This window comes from Synechococcus sp. MIT S9507 (assembly GCF_047304715.1).
In the GTDB taxonomy this organism is placed as follows: domain Bacteria; phylum Cyanobacteriota; class Cyanobacteriia; order PCC-6307; family Cyanobiaceae; genus Synechococcus_C.
In genome coordinates this window covers 99,609-122,249 of record NZ_CP138970.1, presented here as the reverse complement: position 1 = coordinate 122,249, position 22,641 = coordinate 99,609, and the positions used below count along the sequence as shown (strand labels likewise).

The 22,641-nt window shown below is 49.1% G+C and carries 21 protein-coding genes; 10 read left to right on the top strand and 11 right to left on the bottom strand.

The annotated features are described in order from the left end of the window. Positions 1 to 26: 26 nt before the first annotated feature. Complete coding sequence (locus SIB83_RS00620) at positions 27 to 299, bottom strand: hypothetical protein (protein ID WP_413746455.1); 273 nt, start codon at positions 297 to 299, stop codon at positions 27 to 29. Positions 300 to 998: 699 nt separating this feature from the next. Continuing rightward, a complete protein-coding gene (locus SIB83_RS00615; protein ID WP_413746454.1) occupies positions 999 to 1,718 on the bottom strand; it encodes an esterase/lipase family protein in 720 nt (239 codons plus the stop codon). Positions 1,719 to 1,759: 41 nt separating this feature from the next. Here SIB83_RS00615 and SIB83_RS00610 point away from each other — a divergent pair, with 41 nt between their 5' ends. Further along, positions 1,760 to 2,230 carry a DUF427 domain-containing protein gene (locus SIB83_RS00610; RefSeq protein WP_413746453.1) on the top strand — a complete coding sequence of 157 codons (471 nt, stop codon included), beginning with the start codon at positions 1,760 to 1,762 and terminating at the stop codon, positions 2,228 to 2,230. A gap of 73 nt (positions 2,231 to 2,303) precedes the next feature. Here the strand turns inward: SIB83_RS00610 and SIB83_RS00605 are convergent, their stop codons facing one another. After that, complete coding sequence (locus SIB83_RS00605) at positions 2,304 to 2,813, bottom strand: hypothetical protein (RefSeq protein ID WP_413746452.1); 510 nt, start codon at positions 2,811 to 2,813, stop codon at positions 2,304 to 2,306. A gap of 284 nt (positions 2,814 to 3,097) precedes the next feature. Here SIB83_RS00605 and SIB83_RS00600 point away from each other — a divergent pair, with 284 nt between their 5' ends. Together SIB83_RS00600 and SIB83_RS00595 are read left to right on the top strand one after the other, a co-directional pair. Next, positions 3,098 to 3,334: a hypothetical protein gene (locus SIB83_RS00600; RefSeq protein ID WP_413402865.1), complete on the top strand. Its 237-nt coding sequence runs from the start codon at positions 3,098 to 3,100 to the stop codon at positions 3,332 to 3,334. Positions 3,335 to 3,549: 215 nt separating this feature from the next. Continuing rightward, a complete protein-coding gene (locus SIB83_RS00595; protein ID WP_413402863.1) occupies positions 3,550 to 4,077 on the top strand; it encodes a PAP/fibrillin family protein in 528 nt (175 codons plus the stop codon). 1,224 nt (positions 4,078 to 5,301) lie between these two features. Here the strand turns inward: SIB83_RS00595 and SIB83_RS00590 are convergent. Further along, complete coding sequence (locus tag SIB83_RS00590; protein ID WP_413746451.1) at positions 5,302 to 5,835, bottom strand: hypothetical protein; 534 nt, start codon at positions 5,833 to 5,835, stop codon at positions 5,302 to 5,304. A 141-nt stretch (positions 5,836 to 5,976) separates the two neighbouring features. Between SIB83_RS00590 and SIB83_RS00585 the strand changes: the two genes are divergently transcribed. From SIB83_RS00585 to SIB83_RS00565, 5 genes are all read left to right on the top strand, one after another. Further along, positions 5,977 to 6,417: an NUDIX hydrolase gene (locus SIB83_RS00585; protein WP_413746450.1), complete on the top strand. Its 441-nt coding sequence runs from the start codon at positions 5,977 to 5,979 to the stop codon at positions 6,415 to 6,417. 2,028 nt (positions 6,418 to 8,445) lie between these two features. Then, positions 8,446 to 8,982: an HAD family acid phosphatase gene (locus SIB83_RS00580; protein ID WP_413746449.1), complete on the top strand. Its 537-nt coding sequence runs from the start codon at positions 8,446 to 8,448 to the stop codon at positions 8,980 to 8,982. A 255-nt stretch (positions 8,983 to 9,237) separates the two neighbouring features. Continuing rightward, positions 9,238 to 9,639, top strand: coding sequence for a hypothetical protein (locus tag SIB83_RS00575; protein WP_413746448.1), 402 nt, complete (start codon positions 9,238 to 9,240; stop codon positions 9,637 to 9,639). Between the two features lie 748 nt (positions 9,640 to 10,387). Beyond that, positions 10,388 to 10,609: a hypothetical protein gene (locus SIB83_RS00570; protein ID WP_413747410.1), complete on the top strand. Its 222-nt coding sequence runs from the start codon at positions 10,388 to 10,390 to the stop codon at positions 10,607 to 10,609. A 31-nt stretch (positions 10,610 to 10,640) separates the two neighbouring features. Continuing rightward, positions 10,641 to 11,684, top strand: a complete 1,044-nt coding sequence (locus SIB83_RS00565) for a PLP-dependent cysteine synthase family protein (protein ID WP_413747246.1) — start codon at positions 10,641 to 10,643, stop codon at positions 11,682 to 11,684. 619 nt (positions 11,685 to 12,303) lie between these two features. Here SIB83_RS00565 and SIB83_RS00560 read toward each other — a convergent pair. From SIB83_RS00560 to nadA, 7 genes are all read right to left on the bottom strand, one after another. After that, positions 12,304 to 12,756, bottom strand: coding sequence for a cupin domain-containing protein (locus SIB83_RS00560; RefSeq protein ID WP_413746447.1), 453 nt, complete (start codon positions 12,754 to 12,756; stop codon positions 12,304 to 12,306). Beyond that, positions 12,746 to 13,123, bottom strand: a complete 378-nt coding sequence (locus tag SIB83_RS00555) for a carboxymuconolactone decarboxylase family protein (protein WP_413746446.1) — start codon at positions 13,121 to 13,123, stop codon at positions 12,746 to 12,748. Before SIB83_RS00555 ends, SIB83_RS00560 begins: the two co-directional genes overlap by 11 nt. 882 nt (positions 13,124 to 14,005) lie before the next feature. Beyond that, the gene (locus SIB83_RS00550) at positions 14,006 to 16,381 is read right to left on the bottom strand and encodes a ligase-associated DNA damage response DEXH box helicase (protein ID WP_413747245.1); all 2,376 of its coding nucleotides are present in this window, start codon (positions 16,379 to 16,381) and stop codon (positions 14,006 to 14,008) included. 116 nt (positions 16,382 to 16,497) lie between these two features. Further along, positions 16,498 to 18,207 (bottom strand): ATP-dependent DNA ligase, encoded by a 1,710-nt coding sequence (locus tag SIB83_RS00545; protein WP_413402850.1) that lies wholly within the window; start codon positions 18,205 to 18,207, stop codon positions 16,498 to 16,500. Positions 18,208 to 18,231: 24 nt separating this feature from the next. Continuing rightward, positions 18,232 to 18,582, bottom strand: a complete 351-nt coding sequence (locus SIB83_RS00540) for a DNA ligase (RefSeq protein WP_413402847.1) — start codon at positions 18,580 to 18,582, stop codon at positions 18,232 to 18,234. A 28-nt stretch (positions 18,583 to 18,610) separates the two neighbouring features. Then, positions 18,611 to 19,588: a ligase-associated DNA damage response exonuclease gene (locus SIB83_RS00535; RefSeq protein ID WP_413746445.1), complete on the bottom strand. Its 978-nt coding sequence runs from the start codon at positions 19,586 to 19,588 to the stop codon at positions 18,611 to 18,613. A 53-nt stretch (positions 19,589 to 19,641) separates the two neighbouring features. Beyond that, positions 19,642 to 20,574, bottom strand: a complete 933-nt coding sequence (gene nadA, locus SIB83_RS00530; protein WP_413402843.1) for a quinolinate synthase NadA — start codon at positions 20,572 to 20,574, stop codon at positions 19,642 to 19,644. A 63-nt stretch (positions 20,575 to 20,637) separates the two neighbouring features. Between nadA and SIB83_RS00525 the strand changes: the two genes are divergently transcribed. Continuing rightward, complete coding sequence (locus tag SIB83_RS00525) at positions 20,638 to 21,483, top strand: TIGR04168 family protein (RefSeq protein WP_413747244.1); 846 nt, start codon at positions 20,638 to 20,640, stop codon at positions 21,481 to 21,483. Further along, positions 21,477 to 22,571: a hypothetical protein gene (locus tag SIB83_RS00520; RefSeq protein WP_413746444.1), complete on the top strand. Its 1,095-nt coding sequence runs from the start codon at positions 21,477 to 21,479 to the stop codon at positions 22,569 to 22,571. The genes SIB83_RS00525 and SIB83_RS00520 overlap by 7 nt, the downstream gene beginning before the upstream one ends. Positions 22,572 to 22,641: the final 70 nt, after the last annotated feature.

The following is a 22,641-nucleotide window of genomic DNA, read 5'->3' as shown; positions in this document are numbered from 1 at the left end:
TAATTTCAAAATAATATCTTGGCGACTCACTGGGGAGGTAGTTTGTCTTGGCTTGGGTGCTTTCTCGCATACCGGGCAATTCTGTAGATTGGATATGCGATCACTGCAAATGCCAAGGGGATAAAAAATAATCCCGTAACCATTGCAAGCAAGCCGCTTAACAAGAAGAAGATTGCAAATGCAAATTCAAGTCTGTGACCACTGCTCGTCATTTGCTCTGTCAGGATATTCTTGTAAAAGAATTCTAATAGATAATTGATTATTTGCTTTACTCCCGTTCCTTGCCAGTTGAGTCTCATGGTCTGTATATCTCTGTTTTATTCAATTTTCAAATTCATTTTAATTCCCGCGGCTTTGCATCATTTCAAACTGTCTAGATTTCATTGTCGGCATTTCACGATGTAGTCATCTGTTGTTTTTTAGGTTGGCGCCATTCCAGCCTGCTCCAAACGCAAAGATGATTGCAAAATATGCATTTGGAATGATGACACCCTCTTTTATCATGTCGACAAATGCAACGATTAAAAAGAATAGGCAAGAGTAAAACGACCAGTCTTTTTTCTTCGCGGACACAATAGTGAGTGTGAAATAAATTGTTGCGCCCAGTGTTGCACACTTTTGGTCGTTTAGCTATTGCCAATCTTCATCCTTCTTTTTCTCAGTTATTAGGGAATGAACGAATGTATCAGAGTCTCCTTAATTCCACCGTTTTTAATATTGGATTCTGAGTGAATGAATTGCTATTTTTAGCTGAATAGAATTGATTTGACGCAAAAGCAATGACAAATGAAATGCTGTTTCAAGTCAATGCCTGTTGTGCTTTTAAGAGAATCCATCTTATTGATAACTGCTCGACATGAGTGATGAAAAGGATTTGCATCCAGCGCTTGCAATTTGCTGATCAATAAATTCAGGCCGGCATGATCTTGTTATGATTTGGTTGTTATTGTCTTTGTATGGATTGATCAATGACGGATTCGTTTGTAATAATCTTTGAGCTAAATTCCGCCATTAGCAAATTCCCACCATTGCTCCAACCGTTCTTCCGTGAAATAGGTGGTGGAACCAAACAGGCCTCCATGTGCGGTGTCCTGCAGGGTGAGTTGGCGAGCATTGCGAAGCAATGCCGACTCCACTGGTACAAGACCATCACCTCTGACATCAACGGCTCCTGCAATCGCGCGATAACTGCTTTTGGCACTCCGTCTTGAGAATGCAGAGGCATTGGTGCTCTCCAGTGGCAGGTCAGCCGCAATGGCCACGTAATCGACCCCTGGCTCGTGGCATCCGGGGAAGCATCGGTCAACCATGGCTCTGAGAGGGGTTGCGCGGACAGCCTGATGAGGACTGCCAAGGCTGATTAAACGATTGACTCTCGAAGCTCCTCCATAACGACGACCTTCAAAAGCTTGATCGCTCAGATAGAGCCGCAACATGACTCCTCCAGAGCTGTGGCCGATCAGGGTGATCTGGTTCGAGGGTGACTTTGGCTGTAGTTGCTTGACAAGTTCATCCACCCGATCCAAGACGCGCCGCCAGCCGAAGCTCCAACTTGTAAGCAGCCAGTCAAAACGGGATACGTTGACTACCTGAACGTCGACAACACCCCGCTCAGTCAGCCACTTGGCCATCGGTTGATAGGCCTCTTCAGTGATCAGGAAACCACCGAGAATCACCACAGGCTGGTTTGGATCGACTGCTGTGATTTCACCAATCATGCCGAAACACCGTCATCATTCCTGCAGAGAAGGAGCATTTCATGAGTACAGAGAGAGTTGCTGATTATCCCAGGCCTCCACGGCTCGAGCCCAGTGCTGATCATGTGTTTGTGAAGTTTGGTGGTGAAATCCTTTTTGATGGAGAAGGCTGTATGCGTGTACTGGAAACCTTTCACCCTCCCACCTATTACCTCTCTCCAGACAAGATAAACCGGAAGCTGTTGATTCCATCAGCCGGTCGCAGCTTCTGCGAGTGGAAGGGTGTTGCTGACTATTTTGATGTTGTTGTGCGTGAGAATCGAGTGCATCGGGCTGTTTGGTGTTACTCGTCTCCAACAGAATCCTTTAAAGAAATTTCAGGCTGGTTTGCTCTTTATCCTGGATTAATGGATGGTTGTTGGCTTAACGGGGAAAAGGTCACCGCTCAACCGGGTGGATTTTATGGTGGATGGATCAGTTCAGCAGTTGAAGGCCCATTCAAAGGTGATCCCAATCATCCAGAACTGATCTGATTGCACAGGACTGTGTATCGATGGGTGATTAATGATTAATGATTAATGATTAAGTATCTCCCTGGCGTGGTTTTCAGTTGTTGCATGTCCAATCTTTTTTTAATTCATCATAAAGAAGTCGTTGTCTTGAAGTTGTTACTAAGGAATCCAGGCACAGTTTGTAGCCTGAAAGCGGATCGCAAAAGATTTTCTGTGATGTTTCAGCGATCCATTCTATGAATCTGGATGATCCAGTTTCCGGTAATTTGATTGCTTCGATATAATTCTGATTCTCTTTGTTTTCACCTTGTGGTATGAGTTCCCGGTAGTCTGAGAGTTGGTAGAGCAGAAACTGTTCGCCAAGCCAGCAATCTTTAAGCGACAGGTTTGAACGTTTTTCACAGATTTCTGGATCTGCGCTGGTTACATATCTAAGTCGGCCTAGCTTTACATCTGTTTCCAGTTGATCAACAGCTTCGATGCTGCAATGTCCAATTGCAATCAAGCCAGGATATTGGTTTAATTCGGTGACATATAAAGCAGATGCAATATTGCCATTGTCAATGTCATCATTCAGCCAGTTGACGATGGATGGAATTGCCAAGTTGATAAAATCATAAAAACCTATTTTAGCCAATCATATAATGCCAAGTTGGAACAATTGAGCAGTGATGGTGTGTCTTATCGTCATCAGTGTCTCAGGATTCTTCAGCCGTGTCTTTGCTGCCCGAAGCTTAGGAAAATAGCTTTTCTTTTTCATAGTTTACGATTGAAGCAATGCGCGAATACTTGTCGAGTTTTTGAAGCGATATTGACAACGGCCTAAGACAGCTGTCGGTGAAAACTACCAATGACAACTAACTGAAGCATGGCTAGCTTTCCGGAGAGATGAGTTCATCGATGAAAATTTCATTAATCTTTCTTGTCAGTTTGGTTCTTGTCACTTTGAACACAGCCGTCAATGCCGGCTCGTTGACGCAAACAGGTTTTGATCAAGCATCCACAGTTGAAGACCTTAAATCAAGGGTGCCAGAGGGTGCAAACATCACCGGTACGAATTGCGAGAAAATCGGTATGCCTTCCGGAGGAGCCAATAAATACCGCTGTACTGTGAACTGGAACTAATTTTGAGATTAGTTTGTCTGCGTTCTTTTAATTATGGCATCAATTGTCAATCCACTGGTGTAATAAATTTTTAAGCCGTTATTTTTAGAGTTGTCTACTCATTGGCTCTTGTTGTTTTGTGATTTAATCGAGGGATGGCCGCTTGATAAAAATTATTGCCTGCTGATTGCTGCAAATAGATTTAAAGTAACCCTATTTACTGGATTGAATTCACGATGCAGGATCTGATCCGTTTGTTAAGAGAACAGCCACGAAACAGCGAAATTCCTGAGCTTGTCGCAGCTTCTGAATCGCAATCGACGATTGAACTTGATGGTAACCTCGATTTGTTGACCGGCGTCTGGGAACTTCGTTGGAGCAGCGCCAAGCAACCCTGGTTGAAGCAGGCTGACTGGTTAGAAAATCTCCAGGTTCTTGACCCTGAAAATGCAAGGGGTATGAATCTTCTGCAGCTTGCTGGCCCGCTTGGATCAGTTGCAGCAATTGCGGTTGAGGCCGAACTCAGTGTTGATGGACGTAACAGAGTCGGTGTGCGTTTTAAGAAGGGGGGGTGGAGAGGACCAACCATACCTGGTGGTAATCGACTTCAACTCTTTAAAGCTGTAAATCAGTCATTTCCAGCTTGGCTTGATATCACAACACTCACGAAGGATCTGCGTATCTGTAGAGGCAACGCAGGCACAACTTTCGCTTTACTCAAACGTCATGACAAGTCTGTTTCGGATTTTTTCACTGAAATATGATTATGGATTAAATGATAATTGTTTTATTTTAATGTGAATTAAATTTAATTCTAATAGCGTTTTAATTTTTTCTGGCTGTTCAAGAGATGATTAGTTTACTGTAGTAACTCGTTGCTCTGGTTTTTCTACCCGTAAATAGTAGTACTTGCAGGAAAATATGATTCTTTTGTTTCTGATGCTGCAGATTATCGAGGCCAGTTCTGTTTGTTTTTGATTTCAATTTTGTCAAGTCTTATGACATTATGGGCTGCGACAATCAAGCCTATAGGCTTGAGCTAGCCAGTGCTCTACAGCCAGCGACCATTGTGTTTTAAGGCACTTGTTTCTCGATATCAGTCATCTGTCGTGCCTGAACATGATGGAGGCTAGTAAAGATTGCAAGCAGTCCAACACTGGTAAAAGAATGATTGACGGACCAAGGATCTGCTGAGTGGGTGGCCAGGGGGGCCCAACGGACTACCCGTATTTGGAGATGCCGTCTATTGGTGTCTTGCTGGGGCAACAGGTTCAGGCTGGTTCAAGGGTGGTGTCTGAGCTCATGTTGATGCCTATGAACCGTGGGGTAACCGAAGTTTCAGCAGTAAGCAAAGCATTTTTCACACTGGTATGAACTGTGCCTTGATGCAATAAGCGATTTCACTGATGCCAGTGTCTCTCTTGTTGATGGATACTGAATGTACGAACGGCATTCGGAGGCGTTCAATGAGCAACGATGGTCCAACTGAGCATGCTTTAGAAGCTGCCTGACTGGCCCGACAAGCCACACAGCCAGACGCTTCGACCCTCCCTACTCGGCCTTCCGAGTAATGGGTTCAAGCAACATTCAGATAAGCCGTCTACCTCTCACGGTGGGCGGCTTTTCTTGTTTAATTGCCCTGGCAGAGGGGCTGGCAAGCCACACGGCGGAGTGCAAATCACTGCTGCTGGTCGAAGCAGTCCACTGCAGAATGATCAAGACCCAAAACAATGGGTCTGACAGCAGCTGACTTCATCGCTTGTCCGGCTTGTCACAGAACAGGTCGACTAACCCCTGATCGCCAATACCGAACCTTATTGCTGAAAGGATCGTGTTTCAGTACAAGCTTCCTAGGCAGCGAGCATCGCCAGCTTCTATTCCGTTCAGCTACCACCTGGATTGTTTATTCTTATGAATTGTGTTCAGTAAAGGGTATAAAATTACAAGCACAATCCTCAAACTCAAAATCATTTGTTTCCAATGATCCTTTATGCTTCGTCCTCGTTTTCGTAATCACTGAATGAGATCAGGTAGTGGTTGTCGCTTTGATTCTTTTCAATGACCCATCCGAAAACCCATCCATTTCCCTCTCCCGTATACACAGTTCCTGACCAGGAATCATCCTCGTCTTCAACTTCGAGAATGTCGTCTTCGCTCACGCGCGCAGCATTGGGAAACAACTTCATGAACACCATTCCGGCCAACATTGAGGCCTGTTCATTACTCATATAGTCGAGCTCGTCCTGAGTGAACTGCTTGCCATCGCTGGCAAAGTCAGACTCCAGAAGCTTCCCTTTGAGTGGGATATTCTTTGCTTTACCCAAGCCGACCTGAACACGCGCTTCATGATCTGGACATCTTTTGGCGAGTGCGATGCGCTCTTTGCAACCAATGTCGAGATTTTTGATTTTGGCTGTGAACTGTTCGAATTCCATATCCTTAATATTGGCTGAAGCGCGTTCGCCTGTCAGTGGATTTCTATAATGACTTTCTATCTTGCTCTGCTTCAACAGCTCTGTCATGCGGCATGAGAACAGGGCAAGTCATTCAAATGGAACGCAGTAAATTTTCAAGTGTCGAAATGTCGATCAAAATCCGGTCAATTCCAGTTGTGCTCTATCAATTCACGGAATGCTCCAGGGCTAGAAGACACTTGACACCCATTGAACAAGGCCATGACTGTTGAAGTTGCATTGGCAATGCTGCACCAGGAAGATCGGTGGCTTCTTCAACTGCGTGATGAAAACCCCGAAATCGTTGCGCCAGGCTGCTGGGGTCTGTTCGGCGGACATCTGGAGCATGGTGAGACCGCTTTGGTGGCTTTACGTCGCGAACTCAACGAAGAAATCGGTTGGTGCCCGAATCAACTCAACTCCTGGTTCCAGCATCAGGATGAGAAGCGCATTGTTCATGTCTTCACTGGCAAGCTCAGTGTCCCTCTTCAAGATCTGCGGCTGCTTGAAGGTCAGGACATGACCCTCGCTAGTACAGAACAGATCCGCTCCGGAAGGCTTTGGAGCCAAAAACTTAATCAGGACCGTCCATTAGCTAGCGCTCTCTGCATAGTGGTCGACAAACTGGATGAAATCATTCAGGTGGACTGAAGCAGCAAGATCACAACAAAGGCGATCATTGCCAGCAGAATCCAGAACCACCAACCTTTCGAAATTTGTTGTTGAGTCCTCACCGAGCGTGGTCTGCCGCTCGATCCACGGGCCTTTTGGTCAGCAGGAACGCCGCAGTGTGAACACACGAGGCGACCACCAAGCGAGCGGTCAGCACGAAAGCTGATAGATCCGCAACGGGCACAGCGACGATCAAACATCAACACACATTACCGGTTAAGTCAGAGTCATCCGAAGGATCGATCGGGCCTCTGGTGTTGGTTCATCCATTATTGGCTTGTTTTTCATCAGTATGACCATTTTTTGATGATACTCGTGGTTGCATTGATTTTCATCGGCAATGACAACTGAACTACGTTGTGCAGCCGAATTTTGATAGTTCTGATGGTCATCTTGCTTGCGTCATTGTAAAGCGAATAGCGCATACTGCAAAAGTTCGTATCCACTAGCAGTCTGATGATGCATTGCTGGTGTTTCGTATGTAGACTGAAGTGATTTAACGTTCGGTAGAGTGTGATCGGCTGTTGTTGAAGAGATTGAAGTAGCTTGCACAACCTTGGATGATAAGACAAAACTGTATTTGATCAGCACTACTTCATTGTTCTGATCGCTCGGATGACTAAAATGCACTTTTGTTGGATTTAAGAATTACAATCAATGCTTTCGTCCTTGTTGCCAAAAACTATAAATTGTAATTTAAAGCGAATATCTTTAGTTTTTATTAATAGTTTAAGTGTCGAAAGCTTTATTTTAGACTGATTATGGCAAAAACAAGCAAGATCAGATGCCTGCATGGCTGAATTTCAAAGAATTGAGTGTCCCTCCCGATATCCGATAATTGTTATCAAAGCAATAATCGAGATCAGTGCACATACACCAGCCCAATCGATGCCAATCATTTGCCTACCTCCAGAACGCTACCCTTTCATTAAAGGGCGGCTGTGACACTGGCACAAGGCGTGAGAACCGAATGAAATATCCTGGATGAATGGATTACCTAATGTTTTCACCAACTTGGTTGCTGGTTCGTCTTCAGTATAAGTTATCGGCAGTTGTCAACTGAGGCTGTAAGCTTTGCTTTTTTATTGAGGATTTCTGAGTTGTCTCATTTGTAGGCTTTGGGGCTGCACTTGATCAAGCATTAATGGAATAGTGCGCCTCAGGTCTTCTTAATTCTCAAGTCTCCTGTAAGTTTTGGCTGACTATAAAAGCAACGATTTTTCTTAGTGCTTAATAGAAAACACTTCAATATTTATCACCTGGGTGATTAGTATGGAATGTCCAACAAATGTACGAGATTGATGGTATGATTTTCTTTTTGAAGGGTTGTTTAAACGAATAGTTCCTTAGGAGCTCATAACATCTTGCAGCGACTCGCTTGAGGCCAGTCAGCTATGAAGTAAAAACTGTACTAATTTTGCACTCAACCTCGACCCCGTAATCTGACTGTATTGAAGCTTTTAAGCACTATTTTGAAGTTGACTAACTATGTTGTAGCCTTTTTTGGCAAGGAGAATCGATTAGCGTTGTGACGCGTATTTGTGTTGGTTTGCGTTGAGGATCGATTTGTTCATTTATTGACGCATCATTGCAAGTAAGCTTGAATTGTGTTCTTTTATTCAAAAATGCCATTTATGCATAAGACGACTTAATCACGGCTTTCATGAATTGTTAATTCAATAATATGATCTGACCCGCAGTCTATCAATTTAAATAGCATTGTTAGGAGTTGATCCAGTCTTAATGTTTTTACAAATACGATCATTTGCAATCATTACCAGTGCTGTATTTTTGAACCCATTGGTCATTGCAATAAGCCCTTTGTCTTCGTCTGCGGAAACTTTTCAAGTTTATAAAGACGACAAGCTTACTGGAGGACGTGCAATCATTGGAACTGGTCAAAACCTTCCTGCTCTTTCTTCATCCGGAGTCTGAGCAATTGGTAATTTTCCAAAAGAAGAGATTGAAAAATATCACAATAAACAGTCTGCTGCTGATCAACAAAGTGTGGCAGATGCTGCTATTGCATGGACTAACCAATGGTCTCAATCTCGATGTAATGTACCTAAGTCTTTAGATTTTAGTCAATGTAGATTAGCGGCGGTATTCGATGTAGACGATACTATGTTGAGTTCTTATGTTGTTGATCTGAATTCTCCAGTTCCATTTGTTCATAATGGAAAACTTCTAAACAATGCAATTGAATCTTGTAAAACCCCAGTCATTGAGCCTGTAAGAAAAGCTTATCAAGTTTTTCGTTCCTGGGGAATTGCTACCTTTATTGTCACTGGCCGATCTGAGAATCAGCGGAAATCTACTCTGAATTGTCTCGAATCGATGGGCATGTCAGAGTGGGAAGGAGCTCATTTCAAGCCGCATGAATATAAATGTTCAGCATCACAATGGAAATACCAAGTTCGTCAACTTCTTATCAATGACGGCTGGAATATTGGGCCAAGCATTGGTGATCAGGTCAGTGACATGTCTTATGGCTTATTTACGCGTGGTTTTCTTATGCCAAATGTCAGATATTTTATAAAATAGTTTTCTTAAGTGTTATTAAATCGCGGCAATCTTTTAGTTATTTTACAGACTTGGCCATTGTATTTATCCCTTGCAAACTTGACAGAAAGTTTATAATTAGAGTTATACTTGCTTAGTAATAAATCTCGGACTTGGCTCGTCAAGCAGCCGAACTTCTTGCTGGCTTATGACTATCAGCGTGTTGAACACTTCTAGCATTTGTATTTTTGGTTCCAAACGTGTACTTATATTTGAATGGCGCAATGATGATTATTAGTGGTGGTCGTAAATTGGTTTTTTGCTCCCTATGTAATAAAGAATTACACTCTTTTTGATTCAATGGCTACTTTTATGATCGATCTTGATGGAGTGATTTCTAAGCATTCAACAATGGAATTCAATGACGGGGCTTTGAGTTACTTGAAAAAGATCAAAGATGAGGGTCACAATCTTGATTTTACGACGGCTAGAAAAGCTGCTAATAATAATATTCCATTGCTTCAGCTAGATTTGTCCATTGCTAAATTGAATGATTCAGGTATTGAATTTGATTCCATTGTTGGTGATCTCTCAAGTCCGAGGGTAGTTGTCAATGATGACGGTGCTTTTGCTGTTGATCATGCTCGGAATTCTCCACGTCATCACCATCCTGGAGTTGAGTTGTTTGCGTCAACCTAGCCGCCAGTAAAGTCTACCTCTTTTTTCTCTGTGATAACTTCACTCTAAGCTATGATTGGGTTGAATTATTTTTGTTTAGCACCATGAACTGTATGGTATTCGTATCGTGTCTCAAAGCGTAAAAGTTGCATTGTTTTTGCTGCATTAATGCTAAAAAATTATGGATTTAAAAACTGTTATGTCCGCTGAACAAATTGTCGAATTGGCCTAAGCCATTAAGTCAGATGACAGCTTGAGGGAAATGTGTGTCAGCACGAAGTGTTCCGATGTTGATGATCAGTGTGTGGTCGCCAAGCAGTATGGTTTTAGTATTCACCCACATGATTTCGATAGTTATCAAGGCGGCAAGCTTGTAGAGCAGTCTGACGAAGATTCTTTTCTGAGGCCAAATTGGTGGGAGCTCATTTAGCTAATTCGTTTCCACTAGTTGATGTATTTCCGCTGTTTTAAAAAATCAATTTGTTTTGTAATTTTTCACATCTATTTCAATTATCGATTTTCATATTTTTTCTTGTTTTTGATTGATGATTTTTGAATTTAGAAAAGTTTTGCTGTAAAAGCTGTATGTTGAGTGCTGATTATTTTTGCTTCATTCTAGCGATGGTTGACATCTAATATCTTTTTCATATTCTTCTGCTGTAAGGTTAATGTGTTGGTTAGCTAATCTGGTTATTTGCAGCTTCCAGCTCCTCGCTGATTGGCTTGTTTTATTGTTTCTTTAAAAATGTTTGGTTGCCAATTGTCGTTGATGGCAGCCAAGCTCAAGATGGCTCCATGGATTCATGACAATTTCCAGGCGGCAATTTCTAGGCATTGGGACATTTTCGATCCTATCCAGCATGGCAGCTTCTGGCTGGATGTCTGCAGGAACACAGGCATCAGTTGGTCTGAAACAACTATTGAGGGATGCTTCCATTCCTTTGGGCAATGCTCAATGGAGGCGGCAAGCCATTGCCAGGCTCTGGCATGAACACAAAAAAGCAGGGTCTACGCCGTTAATTGTGCATCAGTTTCCATTCAATTCGCGATCAAAACTGCTGCTCAAGAATGAGGCAATGAGTGTGACGGGCAGCCTTAAGCATCGAGTTGCCTGGGCTCTTGTGATGTGGGGTCTTATTGGCAGTGGTATCCGGCGTGATCTTCACCTTTTTGAACGCACCAGCGGTAATACCGGCATCGCTGAAGCCTATTTCGCTCAGCGACTAGGTTTGAGCTACACCGCTGTTGCGTCAGCAGGCATCAGCCCCCTAAAGCTGAAGGAGATTCGTCGCTATGGAGGGCGAGTTTTACTCATTCCGCAGGGTGTTAGCCCTTTGGCCTACTACCGGCAGGTCTTGGCAGACGACCCTCTTTCCTACGACATCAATCAGTTCGCGAATGCAGAAAAGGCCATCTCCTATTTCCAGGGCCCGGAGGCTGAAACTGAAAATCTCGCCAACGAGCTGGTGCTTCAGCTTCAGGAGCTAGGCATAAGCAGACCCGAGTGGTTTGTCATGGCTGCTGGCAGTGGGGGGACGGCTACCAGTATTGGTCGCTATATGCGTAAATGGAATCCTGGTTGGTCACCCGGATCCAAAACCCAACTTCTTGTGCCTGATCCGGAGCATTCTGTTTTGTTCGACTGGTACCGCACCGGGAATGCAGAACTGCGCTCTTCAAAGCCAAGTTTGATTGAAGGTGTAGGTAGTAGAGGGCCCATCATTTTCGGCAGCACTTTCAGTCTTCAGCGGGGTGTTGTGGATCGCATGCTCAAGGTGCCCGATGCCCTCACAGTTGCAGGGATGCACCTGGCCAACGATCTGGTGGGTTTCCGTGTCGGACCTTCCACTGGTTTGAACCTGGTTGGTGCACTTCACTTAGCTTGCGAAGCCCATCAGTATGGGCGTTCCACAAACATCGCCACTGTGATCTGTGACAGTGGCGAGTTGTATTCCGACAACTACTACAACCCCGACTGGCTGGCTTTTTACGACCTGGATTGGCAGCCGTTGCTTCCCTTACTCCGCACAGCCTGGGAGCAGGGCAGTTGGCCTTCTCAGCTTTAATCCCCCTGTTTATTGAAATCTCTGTATTGCATTCATGAGTGATTCTCCCCGTTTGCTTGTTTAGAGAAATTCCTTCTTTGTTCAGTTAGAATTGATCTAATCGTCGAGCATTTGCTGCAATTCTATCCAGTAATTGATCTTGATTCAAGTCATCAGCGATTGCCATTTATTTTCTGCTTGCGCCATAACTTATCGCAGTACCTGACTCAATGGGAATCACATCCAAAATGGCTTGAACTTGCTGCTTAATTGTTCTTTTTATGGTGATTATTTGTATTGAAAACCTATTCAAGCATTGTGTTGAGGCATGCTTTGTTTGACTTCATCATTGGTGGCGGCTTGGTTGCAGGTTGGTTTTTTCTGTTTCACAGTGATCACACGAGAGTTTATGGCTGATGTCATTTCCACAGATTAACGTAGGTAGTGCCAGGGCAGTGATAATCTTTCTTCTTTTCGGCATCGAGGTTTGCATCCCCATCCTGCATACGCGTGGATTCTCAAGTGAAGTGTTAGGCCAGACAAAGAGTGCCTGTTGGTATACATCACCACATAGCGGAAAAAGGCGCCGGCTGGTAGCTGGCCGATCAGTAAGTGAAAGTTTCAAGCCTCAGAATTAACATCATTGTGATTCATCACAAGGATTCCAGGGAGGAGGATCTTGTACTTGAATCAGAAGTAGTTCAGCAGGTTTCTCGCCTACTGCCCATGAGCGATGTCCTCTGTGTTGTTTTGTTCCCTGATCTCCACCAAAGCTGATTTCTCCGGGCCCCATTTCCACGACCATTCCATCCATCGTCTCGACGCGCCAGCGGCCACGAAGGGGAATGATCCATTTAGGCTTTGGGTTTTCATGCCACTCACCAACTTCTCCCGGCATAAGAATTAATGTGAAGACTTTGGTAGGTCCGCTGTAGTTAAGTGCACTCCAGATGGGATCAGCTCCATCAGCAAAAACTGATAGCTTGTGACCTGAGAGACAATGAAAATTCTGACAACTTTCACCTTGCTTATTGACCCACACCCGCCAAAATTTTATGCCTTTGTTTATCATTTTTGAAACTTCATTTCTCAAGTTCATTGAATGCTTCCTTCGCTGCCAGCAGTGCATTCGTTGCGGCTAGAAATTCGCAATAGGCAATCATCTGAGTGATAATTTCAAGGATCTCTGCTTTGCTTGATCCTGTATTTAATGCGCCTTTGATGTGGACCTTAAGTTCTGGAAGAGCAAAGTCCTGTACTGTCAATGCTGCAACAGTGCAAAGCTCACGTGTTTTGTCGTCGACAACATTACGTCTATAGAGTTCACCAAACGGAAATTCGACATTGACTTTTGCAAATTCAGGATAAATTGAGTGAATCACCTTGATCCATTGATCGGCAGCATCGCCAACATGAGTACGCATTTCTTGCATGCCTTCGACATACTTTTCTGATGGCATAGAATTTCGTTGCGATATTACAAATAACAGAATTGACTATGGACTAAGTCGGTTGACGGTGTACGTTTATCTAATAGCAACGCTTCGTACTGATTGTCCGTATTTTTTGTTTGGCTTTTATTGAATTAGTGATCAAGGTGTTTTGAACCCAAGGCTTAGGGGCAGCAAATACCCCGCCGTTGGCGGGGCGTGATTGGTTTCAGGCCTTTTTGCCCGGGGATTTAAGTCCACACAGCGCCCTCTGCTTTTCCGAGCAAGGTTTTTAAAGGTTTTTAGCGTCCCCGTAATGGCTTCATGCTTCTCGCCGAACAATAATCATTCTGTCAGGCAAACTGATAAATCAGTTTATGCCCTTCAATTCATATTTTCATGTCGCAGAGATTTGTCTTGTTAAGAGACTAGGTTTTTGAGGCCAAGGTGTCTTCTGTAAGACTTGCAATCCCTGGGTTTGGTTACTGGTTTGTTTTCAAGGAAAATTTTATTGTAATAAATATCCTGTAAGACAAAAGTTGCTTAAGAGGCTTCTGCACAATGCTTTCAGTTTGGGATTTAGGTGTGCCTTAAAAGTCTTTCGTTCTGTTTCCCAGCCATAACCATTCCCTAACAGCACAGAAGGTGTCTCGCGATCTCGGTTTGTTATCAGTTTCTTATCTCCAGGTGCGCGACGGTGGTTGCATCTGTCACTGAAGCTTCTGTTTTCTTGATCTCACGACGTGTCGCCAAGTCCTTGCGCTTCACACCAGATGCAAGGTTGAACGCGAGGAAATGATCGATGGATTCAGCTGCTTGCCTCAGGTCTCTTTGTAAGTCAGAGAGGGGGTTCTGGGGGCGAATCCGGCTTGAAGTTCTCCAGGCTGTGACTCAGGTTGTGGAGTCAACCGTCTACTGTTCGTAGCGGAGTGCCTCAACTTGCATTCGTTTGATGCGTTCAAGCACTGATTCATTGCTCATTCGATTATTGAGCCGTTCCACCAGCAGTGGAAATGCCAATGGCGTTGGACGAGGTGTTGGGCAGTGGAGTGTCTCTCCACATCGCATCCTTTTCAATGCGCTTCGCAGTCGAGACAGTTCAAGCTGTTCCTGAAGCACTTCCTGTTGAGCCTGGCGAAGTAGAAGATTGTCGGGTTCATGTTTGTTGAAGACCTCCCATAGCAATGATCCACTGATTTGAAGTTGGCCAGCGCTTTTGTTTTTCCCTGGAAATCCCTGAACGAGCAGTCCTGCCACCTGGGCAATACTGCGGAATCGACGTCGACATAGTTCTGAGAGATTTAACGCCTGCTCCAAATCGTTTTCCAGATGACTGTCATCCAGAAGGTCATCAAGATGCTCTTCCAGTAAGTCATCGATGGGGTAGTTCTTCGGTGCCAACAGTTCGAATCCGTAGTCATTCACCGAAACTGTGATGGTGCCACGGTGTTCTCTTGTCAATCTGGTGGCCCACAAAAAACCAAGACCTTCATGCACGAAGCGTCCCTCAAATGGATATGCGTAGAGATGCATCCCCTCCCGCGTTCGGCAGGTTTCAATCAGCAGCTGTCCGCTGGACGGCAGGGTCGACAGATCCATCTGACGTTCAAACAGTGGTTCAAGTGCGCTGAGTTCCGGTGTGTCCAGTTCACCTCGACCGGCTCGTGCAACCTCTTCACGAAGATGATGGGTCAGCAGATCGGACAGCGACATCTGACCTCCAGCCCAGGCTGGCACTGCAGTGCTTTTTTTGGTTGTGTTTCTTACATAAGCCGTCATGTCGCGAAGCCTCACGAATTCCAGCTGACGTCCGGCAAAAAAGAAAACGTCCTTTGGCTTCAACTGGCTGATGAACGTTTCTTCCACGTGTCCCAGAACGGATCCCCGCACATAGCGAACCCGGATTGAGGGAGCGGACGTGATCGTTCCGATGTTCAACCGATGCAGTCTTGCAATCGCGTTGCTGCTGATCACATAACGCCCGTCAGGCGTGGTGACCAGTTTTCGGTAGCGGGGGTAAGCGCCCAGGCAGTCACCGCCGTGTTCGAGGAAACGCAAACACCAATCCCACTCCTCTTGCGTGATGGCCCTGTACGAAATGGTTCCACGAATTGCTCTGAGTGTTTCACCAGATCTGAATCCAGGACCGCAAGCGAGTGTCGTGAGATGTTGCAGCAAAACGTCCAGTGGATGTTTTGGTGGGCGTCTCTCCTCCACCATGCCGTTTTCAAGCCCACGGCGAACTGCACTGAGTTCCAACAGTTCAAGGGCATTGGTCGGCATGAACAGCACCTTGGAGGTTCCACCTGGAAGATGCGCTGAGCGGCCTGCTCGCTGGAGCAGACGTGCCAGATTTTTAGGCGATCCAATTTGAACAACTCTCTCCACGGGTTGGAAGTCCACTCCCAGATCAAGGGAACTCGTGCAGACCACCCAGAGCATTGACCCGGCTTTCACTGCCGCTTCGATGGCCTCTCTCTCACTGCGATCCAGTGCGCTGTGATGTAGTGCCAGCAGCCCCTCCATCTCCGGACATGCATAACGCAGGCACTGAAACCAGCGTTCAGCTTGATTGCGTGTATTGGTGAACAGCAAGGTGCTGGTGCATGGCTCCAGTTGTGCGACGAGATCTTCGTATTGCCTCAGACCGAGATGACCACCCCAGGGAAATCCATCGATGCTGTCGGGAAGAATGCTTGTGACATCGAGCCCCCGCTTGGGAGCCCCAGTGATCAAACAGGGCTGGGAACTCTCTCCGAGTGCATGCCGGGCCGATTCCTCAAGATTTCCGATCGTGGCGCTGATCGCCCATGTCTGCAGTTGAGGGCGCTCCTGGCGCAACCAGCTCAGAGCCAGCTCCGTCTGGATACCGCGCTTGCTTCCAATCAGCTCATGCCATTCATCCAAGACAACGGTCTCGAGCGTTTTGAACAGTGCTTCGCAATGGCGCCCTGCCAACAGAACACAAAGCGATTCCGGAGTGGTGATCAGAATTTCCGGTGGTGTTCTGATCTGGCGGGTTCGTTCCGCTGATGCCGTATCTCCGTTGCGTATCCCTACACGCAAAGGCCAGCCCATGGCGTCAATGGGTTGCTTCAGGGCAACTGCAAGGTCTCGGCTCAGCGCCCTGAGGGGAGTGATGTACAGCAACCTGACGCCTGATCGCTCATTCGCCGTCTCCAGCATCCGAGCCATCGGCCCCATCACTGCGGCGTAGGTTTTCCCAGACCCGGTTGGCACCTGAATCAGGCCACTCAGCCCCTTCAGGTGGGCCTCCCAGGTGCGCATCTGGAAAGGCAGTGGTGACCACCCCTGCCGCCTGAACCAGGTCTCGATCGGAGCGAGGGTCCGTTGCGGCTGCGTGTCTCTCTCTGTGTGGTCGTTAATGCTTTCAGTTTTCAGATTCAAGACGCCTCGCCTCTTTTGGCTAACTGATCACAAAGCGTTTGAGCGTCCACGATGGTGTTGGCACTTTCGGCCGTGCGGTCGTGCCTCCAACGAAGAATCCTTGGAAAGCGAACCGCCAGCCCGCACTTATGGCGTTTGGATGTCTGGATGCCTTCAAACCCGATCTCGAAGACCAGTTCAGGTGCCACCGAGCGGGTTGGGCCGAAGCGTTCCTGCGTATGACTTCGAATCCAGCGATCCAGCTCAAGGATCTCGCTGTCGTTGAGTCCGGAGTAGGCCTTGGCGAACGTCACCAGCTGAGGGTTGCTCGATGGCTCTTGTGGCTGCCCCCAGAGCGCAAAGGTGTAATCGGTGAAGAGGTTGGCGCGGCGACCACGTCCTGCCTGGGCATAGATGAGCACGGCATCGAGAGTCATCGGATCACGTTTGTGCTTCCACCAGTAACCGCGCTTGCGACCGCTCAGGTAGGGAGATTTCAGATGCTTCAGCATCACCCCTTCAGCGCCCCGCTCAACGGCCTGTGCCCGGAGCTGATCAAGTTGATCCCAATGTCCCAGTTGTTGTCCACTGCTCAGACGGCAACGCCATCCCGACGGTTTCTCTCCAATCCTCTGATGCAGTTCATCCAGTTGTCGAAGTCGCTGCTGCAGTGATGTGGAGCGCAGATCGTCTCCATTGTGTTCCAGCAGGTCATAGGCCACAAAACTCACCGGGCACTCCAAACGCAGTTTGCGGCCAACCGTTTTTCGTCCAAGTCGTCGCTGTAAATCACTGAAGGGTCTTGGTTGTGGCTCGGTTTCAGCCCAGCAGATCACTTCTCCATCAAGCACCGTGTCTTCAGGAATCGCAGCCGCCATGTCAATCAGTTCCGGGAATTGCTCATTGATCAGCTCTTCGCCGCGACTCCACAGGTATGTTCCGCTGCCGCGCTGGATCAGCTGTCCACGGATGCCGTCCCATTTGTTTTCCACCCACCACTCCGATGCAGGTCCGGCATCGATCGATTCCTGTTTGAGGGGGCTGGCCAGAAAAAAGGGGTAGGGAACGGGGCCTCTGTTGGCACGCTCTTCACTGTTGATCGCTGTCAGAGATTGGAACCACCGTTCCGATGCCGCCCATGGCGTCATCAGTCGTTCAAGAACCAGCGCCTCCTCGAGGTTGAAGCCTGCGGCAATTGCCTTCACGACAAGGCCACGTGCGACGCCGATGCGGAAGCCGCCTGTCAGCAGCTTGTTGAACAGGAACAGGCGTTCATCCGGCAGTGACTCCCAGATTGTGAGCACAGCATTGGTCTGCTCATCGGGTTCCATGGCCGCAATGGCAGGGAGCAATGTCTCCATCCACCAGTGCATGGGTGGTGCACTGCTGAGCTGATCGATCCAGAACGCCACCTCCGGGTTGTGGATTCGTGCCGGAATATCGTTCCTGAGTTGTGGCCAGAGCAGCGACAGTGTTTCCGCTGAATCGCCGACATGACTCTGGCAGTCGTCGAACAGCCAGTCAGGCATGGCGCTCGCCTGTTGAAGGATCTCGCGCAGTCGGCGGCCGGTGATCAATCGCTTGCGTCGTTCACCCATCAGCAGCAACACAGCCCAGGCGGCGTCATGAGCATCCGCCTGCTGAAGATGATCTGCGATCAGATCAATTTTGCGTTTCGTCCCTGTGCTCTGATCCAGTTCCTCGATCAGAGCCGCGAAAGCGTTCATGCCGAAAGGGTCTCAGGCTTCTGATCAGTAATTCCAGAGATTGTCTTCACTTGGACCTGTCACCTGAACATTGCAGCCCTTGATTGCGGCTGTGGTGCTGTTGAAGGCTTTCACGTAGCTGTTTGCTGATTCGGATTCGCCGACTTCGCCGAGTGCACTTTGCAGTCGGGCGAGATCGATTCCGACCTGATCACGAGTGAGTGCACCGCTCGCCAGACCGTCGCAGATGGCCTTTGCCGCTGCGGCACCATCAGCGGGAAACACCACAGTGTTGATCTGTTCAATGGTGACCGTGGCCTGCTGTGCCAGTAGCGGTCCTGCCGTTGAAGCGATCAAAACAATCAGGCCGGTCAGTGCAGAACAGCGGGTGGCCATCGTTCCAGAGAAGATGTCTGAGATTAGTTCAGATGAGCTGATCAAGTGGTTGGGCATCGAGTCCGTGTCGCTCGCGCAGGAAGCGTGCCAGCACGTCACTCTGGCCATGGGTGACATAAATGGTTTTGGCACCGCTGTGGAGCACCGTTTGAACCAACCCCTGCCAGTCGGCATGGTCGCTGAGAACGAAACCTCTCTCATAGCCCCGGCGACGACGGGCTCCACGCACGGCCATCCATCCGGAGGCAAAGGCCGTCTGCGGTGACCTGAACCGCCGCATCCAGGCGGAACGATGCGCTGAAGGGGGCGCAAGGATCAGTCGTCCCGCCAGTGAGTCCTTGCGTGGCAGCTCGCTCACAGGCCTGCTTGAGGTCATGGCCACCCCTGCCTCGCGGTAGTGGCGCGTGACGGTCTCAACGGCGCCGTGAAGCAGCACTTCCTCGTCCACACCAATGGCGTTCAGCTCTGCCAGCAGACGCTGAGCCTTGCCGAATGAGTAGCAGAACAACAGCGAGGGACGCTCGCGGTCGCCATGCCACCAGTCTCGGATCTGTGTTGCCACCAGTGTCCCTGGGGCCCAGGCATAGATCGGCAACCCGAATGTGGCTTCGGTGATCAGCACGTCGCAGGGCACGACCTCAAAGGGTTCGCAGCTCGGGTCCGGGCAACGTTTGTAATCGCCGGTCACCACCCAGACCTGATCCTCGACCATCACCCGAATCTGAGCGGATCCGAGCACATGACCAGCGCTGTGAAATGACAGACATGCCTGATTGAGCCAGAACTCCTGGCGGTAAGGCATGCAATGGAGATGGATGTCTCTTCCCAGGCGTTGACGAAGCACTCCCTCGCTGATATCCACAGCCCAGTATTCGCCGCAGCCAGGTCTGGCGTGATCGGCATGGGCGTGCGTGATCAAGGCTCTCGATACTGGTCTTGAGGGATCGATCCAGGCGTCTGCTGCTCTGCAATACAGGCCGCTGTCGGTTCTCTCGAGAACGTTCATCCTTCAACTCTGGCAAGCCTGATCTGCAGCTGTGTCTCGGGCTCCTGAATGCGTTACTTGCTCATCGCCAGCATTCGTCTGATCGGTGCTTCCGCCTTGGAACGAATCGATTCCTCCATGGTGATCTGCGGCGACAGTGTCTCAAGACAGTCGCGCAGTTTTTCGAGGCTGTTCATGCGCATGTAGGGACAGGCGTTACAGCTGCAACCATCAAGGCCGGGAACATCAAGCAATGTCTTTTCGGGAACCCGCTGCTGCATCTGATGCAGGATTCCGGGTTCTGTGAGAACGATGAATGTCTGGGAGTCGCTGATTTCGGAATGGATCAGCAGTTTGCTGGTCGATCCGATGAAGTCGGCTAGGTCCAGGAGATTTTCCTGACATTCCGGATGGGCGATCACTTCCGCATCCGGATGCTCCAGTTTGAGCTTGAGAAGTGCTTCTTCACTGAAGGTTTCGTGCACAAAGCAGCGCCCGGGCCAGAGGGTCAGTTCGCGGCCGCTCTGGCGCTCCACCCAACGTCCGAGGTTGCGGTCAGGAGCAAACAGCACCGGCTGTTCATCGGGCAGCTGTTTCACCAGGTCGACGGCGTTGCTGCTGGTGCAGATCAGATCGCTCTGGGCCTTCACTGCTGCAGTGCAGTTGATGTAGCTCACCACCAGATGATCCGGATGACGTTCGCGAAAGCTTGCGAACTCATCGGCTGGGCAGTCGTCGGCCAGTGAGCAGCCCGCATCGATATCAGGCAGCACCACTGTTTTTTCAGGGCTGAGGATCTTCGCGGTCTCCGCCATGAAATGGACCCCGCAAAACACGATCACATCGGCATCGGTGTTGGCAGCCTTCCTTGAAAGCTCGAGCGAGTCACCGATGAAATCAGCGATGTCCTGAATTTCAGGTTCCTGGTAATAGTGCGCCAGGATCACGGCATTGCGTTCCTGGCGGAGCTGGTTGATCGCCGCGACGAGTGCGGTGTCAGAGCTCATCGGGGCCTTCTGGGGCAGGATGGCACCAGCCTAGAAGTCGTTCTGACATCACTCCGTGTTGCCATTGCCGGAGACCTCCATGGTGACTGGGGGGAAAGAGATGCGGATCTGATACAGCGATTGCAACCGGACGCCCTTCTCTTTGTGGGAGATCTCAGTGATGGAGATCTGCGCCTGGTTAGGAGCATCACCCAGCTGTCCCTGCCTGTGGCGGTCCTGCTTGGAAATCATGACCGTGGACGCGACAGAAGCGGTGGTCTGCTTCAACAGCAGATCACGATGCTTGGAGACCGCCACTGCTCCTGGAAACTGCGTGAATGGAGCCAGCCCGAGCTGGCTGTGGTTGGTGCCCGACCTTGCAGTGCAGGGGGTGGGTTTCATCTCTCGAAGGCTGTTCAAGCGGTGTTCGGTCCAGTCACAGAGGCGCAGTCGGCTGGTTGGATCGTTGATGCGGCCGGGAAGGCTCCCGTTGACTGGCCCCTGGTGGTACTGGCACATTCGGGTCCCACGGGGCTGGGATCAGAGGCGAACAGTCCCTGCGGTCGCGACTGGAAGCAACCTCATATCGACTGGGGCGATCGGGATCTGGCCCTGGCTCTCGATCGCATGCAGCGAACCCGTCCAGCTGACCTTGTGGTGTTTGGTCACATGCATCATCAGCTCAAGGGACGACGCGGTGAACGGATCACGTTCCACCGGAACCGCCGAGGCACCTGCTTTGTGAATGCGGCATGTGTGCCGCGGGTTGGTGTGGATGGATCAGGTCAGCCGCTGCATCACTTCACCTGGGTTGAGTTCGCAGGGACTCAGCCAGCCTGGATCAGTCACCGTTGGTACCGACCCAGTGGTGAGCTGACTTATGAACAGCCCCTGCTCCGTTCAGCTCTGTCAGGTCAGAAGCCGTGCTGATCTATGTGTGTGTCAGTACGCATGGGTATGGCCATGCCGCGCGCCAGGCCGCAGTGCTGATCGAGTTGCATCGACTCAGGCCCGACTGGCATCTGGTGATCAGTTCCGGCGTGGATGAGACCTTCCTCGATCTTGTCCTTCGCGATCTGCCGGTGAGCAGGAGAACGGTTCGCTGGGATGTCGGCATGCTTCAGGCCGATGCCCTCGGCGTTGATGAGCAGGCAACTCTCAGAGCTCTTCAGAAGCTCGAGATCGAGCTCCCCAAGCTCGTGCAACGTGAGGTCGACTGGATTCGGCAGCAGAACAGCCCTTGTGTTGTTTTGGGGGATATTCCACCTGCGGCAGCTGAGCTTGCCCGGCAGCTGGAGGCACCGCTGCTGTGGATGGGCAACTTCGGCTGGGATGAGATCTACGGCCCCCTTGGCGGCCCGTTTCTTGCCTGGGCCGACAAGGCCACATCGGCCTATCAACGCGGGGCGCTGCTCTTGCGCTGTCCCTTTTCATTGGCGATGAACTGGTCGTTGCCTGAACGGGCCCTGGGTCTTGTTTCTGCAGATCCGGAGCCGCTTCCCTCAGATCTGGAAGGGCGTCTTCTCGCGGATGGCCGAGCAAAAGTCCTGGTGGGTTTTGGTGGCCTCGGTTTTCCACTTGCCCCCGAGCTGTTCACAAGCTGGCCTCAACATCAATTTCTCCTGCCTGCACCGAAGGATTCCAGGCAGTACGAACAGTTTCATCAGATCACGAATGTCCTGCTGTTGCCTGAATCGATCAGGTTTCTGGATGTGATGCCGTTCTGTGACCGATTGCTCGGCAAGCCTGGATTCAGCAGTTTTTGCGAGGCGATGAGCTGTCGCCTTGGGCTTCACGTGGTGGAGCGTCAGGGATTTGCAGAGGCTGCTGTGCTGATGGATGGCTTGCAACGCCATGCAGATCACAGAATTCTCACGCGACAGTCGCTGGAAACGGGTGACTGGCAGCTGGATCAGCCCCTGCAGCCTGCCGCAGGCACACCTCTGAAGGTTGGAGGGGCTGCGCAGGCCGCGGAAGCAATTCGACTGGTCGCAACCAACACAGTTCAGGAAGGCTGATTTTTTCTATCAGCTTGGCTTATCGGTGCTTCAAAGCATCTCTGCCCCTGGGCTCTGGCTTCTGTCGCGA